The 7,788-nt window shown below is 37.2% G+C and carries 8 protein-coding genes and 1 riboswitch; of the genes, 6 read left to right on the top strand and 2 right to left on the bottom strand.

What is annotated here, in order from left to right; genetic code table 11:
* Nucleotides 1-706, bottom strand: a 706-nt coding sequence (locus ADJ83_RS07645; protein ID WP_048717439.1) for a bile acid:sodium symporter family protein, incomplete at its 3' end; no start/stop codon positions are given.
* Between the two features lie 272 nt (nt 707-978).
* Here ADJ83_RS07645 and ADJ83_RS07640 point away from each other — a divergent pair.
* The 4 genes from ADJ83_RS07640 to thiW all read left to right on the top strand — a co-directional run bounded on the left by ADJ83_RS07640 (nt 979) and on the right by thiW (nt 4,644).
* Nucleotides 979-1,746 (top strand): ABC transporter ATP-binding protein, encoded by a 768-nt coding sequence (locus ADJ83_RS07640; RefSeq protein ID WP_031537680.1) that lies wholly within the window; start codon nt 979-981, stop codon nt 1,744-1,746.
* 16 nt (nt 1,747-1,762) lie between these two features.
* Complete coding sequence (locus ADJ83_RS07635; RefSeq protein WP_031537682.1) at nt 1,763-2,572, top strand: ABC transporter permease; 810 nt, start codon at nt 1,763-1,765, stop codon at nt 2,570-2,572.
* A 163-nt stretch (nt 2,573-2,735) separates the two neighbouring features.
* Nucleotides 2,736-3,758 (top strand): ABC transporter substrate-binding protein, encoded by a 1,023-nt coding sequence (locus ADJ83_RS07630; RefSeq protein WP_048717437.1) that lies wholly within the window; start codon nt 2,736-2,738, stop codon nt 3,756-3,758.
* Nucleotides 3,759-3,877: 119 nt separating this feature from the next.
* Nucleotides 3,878-3,987: riboswitch (TPP riboswitch) on the top strand.
* 159 nt (nt 3,988-4,146) lie between these two features.
* Nucleotides 4,147-4,644 carry an energy coupling factor transporter S component ThiW gene (gene thiW, locus ADJ83_RS07625; RefSeq protein ID WP_048717435.1) on the top strand — a complete coding sequence of 166 codons (498 nt, stop codon included), beginning with the start codon at nt 4,147-4,149 and terminating at the stop codon, nt 4,642-4,644.
* Between the two features lie 477 nt (nt 4,645-5,121).
* Here the strand turns inward: thiW and ADJ83_RS07620 are convergent, their stop codons facing one another.
* Nucleotides 5,122-5,847 carry a GntR family transcriptional regulator gene (locus tag ADJ83_RS07620; protein WP_048717433.1) on the bottom strand — a complete coding sequence of 242 codons (726 nt, stop codon included), beginning with the start codon at nt 5,845-5,847 and terminating at the stop codon, nt 5,122-5,124.
* A 269-nt stretch (nt 5,848-6,116) separates the two neighbouring features.
* On the opposite strand from ADJ83_RS07620, the gene ADJ83_RS07615 reads away from it, so the two are divergent.
* Together ADJ83_RS07615 and ADJ83_RS07610 are read left to right on the top strand one after the other, a co-directional pair.
* A complete protein-coding gene (locus ADJ83_RS07615) occupies nt 6,117-6,425 on the top strand; it encodes a PTS sugar transporter subunit IIB (RefSeq protein ID WP_048717431.1) in 309 nt (102 codons plus the stop codon).
* 4 nt (nt 6,426-6,429) lie between these two features.
* Nucleotides 6,430-7,788 (top strand): PTS sugar transporter subunit IIC, encoded by a 1,359-nt coding sequence (locus tag ADJ83_RS07610; protein ID WP_048717429.1) that lies wholly within the window; start codon nt 6,430-6,432, stop codon nt 7,786-7,788.

Here is a 7,788-nt window from a genome sequence, read left to right as displayed (position 1 = left end):
ATGAAATGATAAAAACAGTAAGTGCTACTTGAAGGAACTTCTTATCAATATCCCGCAAATAAGGTGCCACTACCGAACTATTAATACTAACAACAAGTGCTAAGCCAATTTTGGAAAAGGGGGAAAGTGTCTGATTCCATGCTTTTGCTTTTTCCTTTGAAAATTGATTAACAAGCATACCGGCAATCGAGGGCAAAACAATCATTCCAAGAAGCCCCTGCATCATTCCCCAAACTTCTAACTCAACAGCTTCTCCAACAAATAGACTCATACTTAAAGGCACAAGGAATGGAGAAAGTAAGGTATCGAGCAAGATAATAGCTAGCGTTAGTGCAATATTTCCTTTATATAGGCTAACCCAAATAACACTTGTAATCCCAGTAGGAATAACAACAGCCAAAGTAAGACCAGTAATGGTATAGGCATCCCCTTGGAAAAATAGATGTCCGATTAGAAAAGCCCATAAAGGAGTGACGATATGAAGAATAGCCAGTGTTAACAGTAAAGAAAGCGGGTGAGTAATCGTATATTTCACCGATTGAAAGTTAGATGTCAAGCTACCTACAAAAGTCATAATCGCAAAAATCCATGGTACTAAGTAAGCGGCATGATGCAATACACCGGCTAGCAATACACCAATGACTACACTCACAGGGGTTAAAATCGGCATCCACTTTCCAAGAAAAGCATTCATTTTTTGTAACATGTACAGGACTCCAGTTCTTGAAAAAAAATATACGTTCATTTTAACACATAATTTATCTGTGTTTGTTATAATTTTCAGATTATTAAAAAAGCAGAAGAAAGGTTTTTTTAACTAGATAGCTTTTTTCTATAATAATTATCCCATTCGCCTATTTTTACATATAGTATAGCAAGAGCAAGTTTAGAAATGTGGAACGTTCATTGAAAATCTAGAATTTCTATGTAAATAATACGCAAATACAATGAATATTTCAGAATGGGGAGGGATGCAGGTTGTACAAATTAGAGGTAATAAAAAGTGGTAAGGTTTTTCGGAAAAATGGAAAAGAATTTTTCGCATTAAAGGATGCGAATTTGCAGATTCCAGAGGGGAAATTTGTCAGTATCATTGGTCCTAGTGGTTGTGGAAAATCAACGTTATTTAATATTATTGCTGGATTAATAAAACCATCTACTGGTCATGTCTTTTTAGACGGAAAAGATATTGTTGGTAAAAGTGGGCATGTCGGCTATATGCTCCAAAAAGATTTGCTCCTGCCGTGGAGAAATATTCTCCATAATGTGATTTTAGGATTAGAAGTAAAAGGTGTTCCGAAAAAAGAGGCAATCCAAAGAGCCTTGCCTTTGTTAGAAAGATACGGATTAGAAGGATTTGAGAAACATTTCCCAGAGGAATTATCTGGAGGGATGAGACAACGAGCAGCTTTGTTAAGGACTTTGCTTTATGATCAAGATGTTATTTTATTGGATGAACCTTTTGGAGCATTGGATGCACAAACACGATTGCTTATGCAGGAATGGCTTTTACAAATATGGGGAGATTTTAAGAAAACGATTCTCTTTATCACACATGATATTGATGAAGCCATTTTTTTATCTGATGAAATATATATTCTCACACCAAGACCGGGAACGATTAAGGAAAAGGTATCCATTCATTTACCGAGACCACGAACTGAACAAACCCTTCTGGACCCTGCGTTTATTCAATTAAAGGAATATGTTCTACAAGCGCTGAAGTCGAATGAAGAAACAGAATAAGGAAGGAGGGCTATGTATGGAAACAAAAAGAGAATTTTATATCGAGGATGAAGAAGCCATTGCGAAAAGGAGAAAGAATTTTACCCGGATAGGACAATGGAGCTTTGGAATTCTTTTTCTTCTAGCATGGGAACTGCTGTCCAAATGGAAGGTTATTGATTCCTATTATTGGAGCAGTCCAACTACGATATGGAAAACAGGTTATATAGCTTGGACAGAGGGCTCGTTATGGAATGATTTAATATACACATCAGGGGCAACCATCTTTGGTTTTGGATTAGGAACCTTTTTTGGCGCCTTATTAGGGCTTTCCTTCTGGTGGTCCTACTATTATTCTCGTATTTCAGAACCGTATTTAATTGCATTTAATGCCGTCCCGAAGCTAGCTTTGGCACCGGTCCTTGTTATTTTATTTGGAATAGGCTTTGGCTCCAAAGTAGTTCTCGCTTTTATGATGACCATTATTACTACAGCTCTTGCGGCATATAGTGGTGTGAAGGCAGTAGATAAGGATTTGGAAAAATTAATGTATTCTCTCGGTGCCAAGAGATGGCATGTCTTCACAAAAGTTGTCATACCAACTACGATGCCATGGATTGTAAGTAGTTTGAAAATAAATATTGCTTTAGCTTTGGCAGGTACCATCGTTGGCGAATTTATAAGCTCCAGACAAGGCATTGGCAGAATGATTCTATATGCAGGCCAAATTATGAACATTAATCTCGTCTGGGTCGGAGTAGCAGTATTGTCCATCTTATCGATTGTTATGTACTTTGCTACTGTATGGATAGAAAAGCTTCTGTTAAAAGGGAGAAATGTTGAATAAGATATTTTCCTTTTGGAAAGCACATAATGAGAAAAAATGCTCCATATATATGAAATAGAATAGTTAGTTCCATCATCCACATTATACTTCTTATTCATCTTCCTTTTTCAATCCACTAATCATTTTTCCCATTCTATTTATATATAAAAAGGGGGCATTACCTTTGAAAAAGTGCAGGATTTTTTTAATTGCATGTCTTAGTATTGTGTTGATCCTTTCTGGATGTAGTTCACATGAGGGGGCAAATGAAACGAAGGATGGTTTGCGAAAGCTTGTTATCTCTGAGCCCGTTCACTTGATTGGCTATCTTCCACTATATGTTGCGATAGAGGAAGGTTATTTTGAAGAAGAGGGACTGGAGGTAGAAGTTATAACAGCAACAGGAGGTGCTCATGTTACTTCTGTTGTGAGCGGAGATGCTTGGGGAGTAATTGGCGGACCAGATTCCAATCAAATGGCGAATCTGGGAAGCTCTGATCCTATTCAGTCAGTAGTCAATGTTGTCAATCGAGCAAATGTCTATTTGATGGGAAATTCAGATGAACCAGTTGATAGTGAGAATGAGGAAGAGCTGGCAAATTATTTAAAAGGAAAAACGATTGCTGCGGGTCGATATGGAGGAAGCCCCAACCTGTTGACAAGATGGCTGTTAATGGAGTTAGGATTGGATCCTGAAAAAGATGTAACACTAGAAGAACCAGCTGATGCAAGTGCAGTTGTGTCCCTAGTGGAATCTGGGAATGCTGATATTGCAAACGGAGGAGAACCACAAATTACAGAAGGAATGAACAAAGGCGTCTGGAAAGAACCGTTTTATAGCTTCGCTAGTTTAGGAGATTATCCGTATTCAGTTGTCAGTGTCAAAAAATCCACAATAGAAAAAGAGCCAGAAGTAGTGGAGAGCTTTGTCAGAGCAGTATTAAAGGGATTAGAAACAGTGGAGGATAATCCGGAACTATCCATGCAAGTGCTAAAAGCGGAATTCCCTTCCACATCAGTGGAAAGTCTGCAGGCTTCGCTAGATCGAGCTTATGCAGATGAATTATGGAGTAAAGATGGCTATATTTCCGAAGAATCTGTAGCAAAACCAATGGATGTCGTAGAAAAGACGGGTGTATACACAGAAGGCTATAACTACGATGAATTAATCGACATGCAGTTTGTGGATAAATTGTCAGAAGAGTAAAGTAGTCTAGAAGTGTTCTATACTAGTTAGTTGAAAGGATACTCCAATACCTTTAATTAAAGAAAAATAGTGCTTTTTGTTAGAAAGGAAATAAGTTACAATAAAGAGCATAAGCATATATTGACTACTAGGGGTGCCAGGTGATGGCTGAGAGAAAAACCTGTTCGTTTTTTAACCCTAAAGACCTGATCTGGATTATGCCAGCGTAGGGAAGTAGCAGATTAACTCTATTTCTTTTTGACTTTATCAGTCAGGTCTGTTTAGATCTGGCTTTTTTGTTGTTTATCAATGGTCAGTATGTAAATAGACGATATTCATGTATTCATTCCTACGTATCAGTCGGTGCCGTTACTTTTATGCTTAAAATGATTAAGAGGAGGAAATGAATTTGAAAAGAACGAAACTTCTAGTGTTAATGGCTATGTTTACTGCTATTGGCACATATGGTTCCACCCTTCTTTGGTTTCCAGCAGGTATTGCCAAAGCATACCCAGTTCAACATGCGTTAAATGTAATAGCTGGAGTCATACTCGGTCCAATTCCGGCAGTGATCATTGCCTTTGCAACTTCACTGTTAAGAAATTTATTAGGAACTGGATCTTTATTAGCCTTCCCAGGAAGTATGATTGGTGCACTTTTGGCAGGTTATCTATTTCATAAAACCTCGAAGCCGATTTTTGCTGCATTAGGAGAATTTGTTGGAACAGGAATCATTGCTTCTTTAGTTGCAGTGCCTTATGCTTCCGTTTTGTTAGGCACAAAGACAGGGGCATTATTTTACCTGCCATCCTTTGCTGTTAGTAGTTTTGCAGGGGCTATTATCGGTTTAGTGCTAGTCAGTCGTTTGGTAAAAATAAAGTCGTTTCAAATGTTAAACCAAAATTAATAGAATAGATATTAGGACCGGTTAGGAAAGTCATGTGACTTGTGCTAATCGGTTTTTTTGTGAGTAAATCGACTGCTTTTGTGGATAAAATGTGGATAATATAGTAAATTTGGTGCTTCTGTGGAAAAATAAGTGGTAATGAGAAAGAAATATTCGGTCGGAAAACTGGCATTAGGAATTTATTGTGGAAAAAAACTGTTTGGTGAAGAGCTGAAAGGGTGTAATGTGGATTATTTGTGGAAAAAAGAGTTTTCATAAAGAGGATGAAAGCCATATTTAATAGGTTGGTTGAGAAAAAGGGTGTTCATAAAGAGCAAGCAAGCTTTTACTAGATTCGTATAGAAAAGAAGAGTTTATAAAGAAAAATAACTTTAGCCAAATCCCGGAGTAAAAGTCACCAGAAGTTACTTCATTAGAAAACCATCTTTTAATCCAGGCGGATATTTGTAGTAACAAATACCCACCTATTCTTACTAATTAATAATTCCGTTCAATGACAAAGTGCGCTCTGTCACCTCTATAAATCGTCTTTGAATATTCAATAGCTGTTTCATCCTCTGCATAAGCAAAAGTTTCCAATAAAAAACAAGGGGAGCCAGCTGGTATCTTTAACATCTTAGAAATCGTGTCATCTGCCAAAATCAATTCAAGATGCTCTACTGTTTTGCTTATCTTAATATTGTATTTTGTTTCAAGCATTTTATATAAGGATTTTTCACATGCCGAACTATCTAATCCAGGTACTTTATACCAGGGTAGATAAGAGATTTCATATTGAAGAGGAGCATCGTTTACATAACGCATCCGTTCTAGGCAGTTAACTGGTTCTCCTATGTTTTGGTTAAATTGTTTGGCAAGGAAGTCTGTGGCTTCTATGACTTTAAGCTGTAGTACTTTTATAGATGGATCTTTCCCCTGCATCATAATTTGTTCAGAGAACTGTTCCACTGTACTAGTTAAAGATTGTTTTACTTTATTTTCCGCAACAAAGGTACCTTTCCCTTGCACTCGGTACACATATCCTTCCACCGTTAGCTGTTGCAGTGCAGTGCGGATGGTTGTTCTACTAACTCCAAACGTTTTGCAAAATTCTGCCTCAGTTGGCAATTTAGTATCCGGTTGATATTCGCCACTTTTAATCATGTTGATAATAGACTCTTTTACAATGGAGTGCAGTGCAGCTTCTTTGTTTATTTCTTCCACAATCGTTTCCCTCCGTAATATCTATATGTATAGAATATCTTTTCTAATCTTAATAAGCAAACAATTAATAAATTTGTAATAACAAATAAAAATATATTGAAATATAAACAATTTGTTATTACAATATAGACAAGGGTTTTCCCTATTTCTTTATCTCACTTAAGAAAGCAGACTAGCCGAGGAATTCGCAAGTAAAATAATCAGAAGGGATATCCGTTTTTTTAAAATCAAAAGTCAGAATAATCTATCAATTAAAAGGGGATGAATTATTGAATATTCTATTATGTTGTTCAGCTGGAATGTCTACAAGTTTATTAGTTTCGAAGATGGAACAAAGTGCAAAAAAACAAGGGATAGACTGCAAGATTTGGGCGATAGCAACCTCTGAAGTGAATGACGAGATAGAGAACGCTGATGTCGTTTTGTTAGGCCCTCAAGTACGATTTCTATTGCCTCAAGTAAAAAAAGCAGGCGATCAAAAAGGGATTCCTGTTGCAACCATTAACCCGCAAGACTACGGACTATGCGATGGTGAAAAAGTGTTGGAACAAGCCACTACTTTAATTAAGGGGGAATAAAGAAATGATGGGATTTATTGAGAAATTTATTATGCCATTTGCATTAAAGCTCGGTAATCAAAGACATCTGCTTGCGATTAGGGATACATTAATTGGTATGATTGCTATTACTATTGTAGGTTCCTTTGCAGTACTTTTTAATAATCTTGGGCAAATTATTCCGCCATATGGAAGAATGATGGAAGCAATATTTGGTCCAAACTGGTCAACGCTAGGTGGGGATATATGGTTTGGAACATTTGCTTTTCTTTCTGTGTTTGCAGTGTTTGGTATCTCCTATAAATTAGCTAAATCTTATGGAGATGAGGGCTTTGAAGCAATGCTTATATCCGCAGCCTGTTTTTTCTTATTATTGCCCCAAACAGCAAATGTCACATTACCAATAGATGAAGCTGCGACTGAAACAGTTGCAGGTGGAGTCTGGGGGTTAGTCTCTGTTAATTATTTCAACGCCACTGCTCTATTTACAGCCATTATCGTAGCATTGATTACAACAGAAATTTTCTTACGTTTATCTAAAATTAAAGCATTGGTTATAAAAATGCCAGATGGGGTACCGCCAGCTGTTTCTAAGTCATTCGCAAAATTAGTGCCAGGTATGGGAACTATTTTTTTAGCAGGACTATTTGGGGTAGTTTTCAGAATGGTTACAGATGGAAAGGTACTAAATGATTGGTTAAATACAGTGATTGTATCCCCATTAACAAATGCTGTTGATTCTCTTCCTTTTGCCATATTAAGTGTATTGTTAATACACTTATTCTGGATGTTAGGCTTACACGGGACAAATGTATTAGGTGGAATTACGACGCCTTTGTTTGAAAAAACAGGAGCTGAAAACATCGATTTAGCTCAAGCGGGAGTAAAAGCATTAGGAGAATATCATATCCTTGCAGGTTCATTTCTCGATGCGTTTGTGTTTTTAGGTGGAGCCGGTGCAACCTTAGGATTAATTATTGCCATGATTATTGCAGGAAGAAAACGATATAAGCAGATGATTGGGCTTGGTGGGGCTCCGGGTGTTTTCCAAATTAATGAGCCAATTCTATTTGGTCTACCAATTGTTTTAAATCCAATTTGGTTTATTCCGTTTGTACTTGGACCTGTTATTACAACTATTATCTCGTATCTTGCAGTTGAATACGGAATTGTCCCACCAGTAACTGCAAAAATTCCGTGGGTAACACCACCGATAGTCGGCGGCTACTTAGCGACTGGGGGAAGCTTTCTGGGGGCTGGCTTGGCTGCTTTAAATTTACTTATATCAACGGTTGTTTATTTACCATTTGTTTATGCGCAGGTCAAAATTGATTCAAAAAATAAAACAGAGCTTGCAAAAGATTCCGATTCTGTAAGTGTCTGA

Origin of the sequence: Bacillus sp. 522_BSPC (genome assembly GCF_001076885.1) — a bacterium.
In the GTDB taxonomy this organism is placed as follows: Bacteria; Bacillota; Bacilli; order Bacillales; family Cytobacillaceae; genus Niallia; species Niallia hominis.
Note: the sequence above shows the minus strand (reverse complement) of the source record. Positions and strands in the feature narration are given on the sequence as shown.